This is a genomic window from Streptomyces sp. NPDC054794, from assembly GCF_053611585.1.
This window is the reverse complement of record NZ_JBSHAQ010000143.1, coordinates 1-1,437: the sequence shown is the minus strand read 5'-3', so window position 1 is coordinate 1,437 and position 1,437 is coordinate 1. Positions and strand designations below refer to the sequence as shown.

The window sequence follows — 1,437 nt, the reverse complement described above, 5'->3', positions numbered from 1 at the left end:
CCGACTTGTATTGGGGTAGCGGTGTTCGTGATCGGGTTGGCCGCCCGTAACGTGCCGCAGGACGCCGGGCAGGCTGACTCGAGTACTTCCTGCCGCCCGCAAGGGCTGGCTCTCTTTGGGTGTGTCGACCTGCCCGGTATCCGTTCGCGGCTTGACTCAACAGAGGCATGAGCACCGGCCACCCCACGTTTCTCGAAGTCGGGATGTCAGCTGCGGATTTCACCGACCCGACGTCCGAGGAAGGGGACCGCCGATGATGCTGATCGGCATCGATCCGCACAAGTCGACCCACACAGCCACGGCCGTCGATCCCGGAACCAACCGTGATCAGGCATCGATCCGCATCGACGGGACTCTCCAGGAATACCAGCGCATGCTGGACTGGGCCCGCCAGTGGCCCCAGCGGCGATGGGCCGTCGAGAACGCCAAGGGCCTGGGACACCACCTGACGTCATGGCTGCTCGCCCGGGGAGAACAGGTCGTCGACGTCCCGCCCAGTGCCACCGCCCGTGTCCGGCAGCTCTCCCGCGGCGCAGGCCGCAAGAACGACCGCATCGATGCCGCGGCGGCGGCCTGCGTCGCCGCTGTCCAAGGCGACGCGCGACCGGTGCAGCCCGAGGGCTCAACGGACGCGCTGGCTCTGCTGGACGAACGACGCAGCAACCTCGCGCAGGCCAGGGTCCGCGCGGTCAACCAGCTCCACGCGCTGCTGCGAGCCCTGCTGCCCGGAGGGGCGCCACGCGATCTGTCCGCGGCCAAGGCCGAGCAGCTGCTGGAGACGGTCGTCCCCGTCGGTCCCGCCGAAACCACCCGCCGCGCCCTCGCCGCCGACCTGATCACCGAGGTCCGCACATGGGACGTGAAGCTGAAAGACAACGCCAAAGCCATGGCCGCACTGGTCGCGGAGTCCGGAAGCCGGCTGACCGACACTCCGGGCATCGCAGCCATAACCGCCGCCCGCCTCCTGGGCCGGACCGGAAACCCCGCCCGCTTCCCAACTGCCAGCGCCTTCGCCCAGTACGCCGGCACCGCCCCCATCGAGATAGCCAGCGCCGGCCGCGCACACCACCGCCTGTCCAGGCGCGGCGACCGCCAGCTCAACGCGGCACTCCACACTGTGGCCATCACGCAGATCCGCATGCCCGGCACCCGGGGTCACGCCTACTTCCAGGCCAAAATCGCAGAAGGCAAGACACCCAGGGAAGCACAGCGCTGCCTGAAGCGCCGCCTGGCTGATCACGTCTGGCGCACGATGGTCGGCGACGAACGCCGTCGCACCCGAACGACGGGCCCAGGAGGACAACCGGGGGCGACTACAGCATCCAGCGCGGTCGGCCCAACCCCGACGGCCGGCTCTTCGGACAAGTCACTTCCCGGACCCGCCAAAACCGAGCCTACGCCACCGCACCAGACACCTTGACAAACACAGAGGCACCC

The 1,437-nt window shown here is 69.0% G+C and carries 1 protein-coding gene; it reads left to right on the top strand.

The features are described 5' to 3' along the window. Positions 1–253 precede the first annotated feature (253 nt). The gene (locus ACWGKT_RS48435; RefSeq protein ID WP_453278812.1) at positions 254–1,420 is read left to right on the top strand and encodes an IS110 family transposase; all 1,167 of its coding nucleotides are present in this window, start codon (positions 254–256) and stop codon (positions 1,418–1,420) included. The last annotated feature ends 17 nt before the right edge of the window (positions 1,421–1,437 follow it).

Bases quoted from the DNA above. Each gene is read 5' to 3' on its own strand.
- ACWGKT_RS48435 (WP_453278812.1), top strand. From the start codon at position 254: ATGATGCTGATCGGCATCGATCCGCACAAGTCGACCCACACAGCCACG.